Annotated in this window: 1 protein-coding gene; it reads left to right on the plus strand. The window is 57.2% G+C overall.

What is annotated here, in order from left to right; genetic code table 11:
- Window positions 1–183, plus strand: a 183-nt coding sequence (locus M0814_RS29035; protein ID WP_247868585.1) for a hypothetical protein, incomplete at its 5' end; no start/stop codon positions are given.
- Window positions 184–355 lie beyond the last annotated feature (172 nt).

A 355-nucleotide genomic window follows, 5' to 3' on the forward strand; every position in this document is an offset into this window, starting at 1 on the left:
CCCTTCGTTGGGGTGCCATCCATTGGCTGGGACTATTCCCAGGCGGGCTGGTATGGCTTTCTCACGGAATCGACGTTGCCGACAGCCACTGCATGGCCAGGACTCAAGGCACTGAGCCTTGCTGCAGTCAATGGAGTAGGGGTCAACTTCTCGTTAACCGCCACGGGCCGCTGGAAAGCGTAGGAGCAGCAATGATCATCAACCTTTCGCCGCAGAGGCGTGAAGACACCCTGACAATTTTTAAGGTGGGAGACATCCTCACCATCAACGGCGAGACCTTCGACCTTTCACCCATTCAGGAGGGGGATACGCTGCCGGCGTCAGCCATCAGCAGTCCGTGGTTTCTCAACAAGGT

Origin of the sequence: Pseudomonas sp. MWU12-2020 (genome assembly GCF_023100605.1) — a bacterium.
GTDB classification, from domain to species: Bacteria; Pseudomonadota; Gammaproteobacteria; order Pseudomonadales; family Pseudomonadaceae; genus Aquipseudomonas; species Aquipseudomonas fluorescens_H.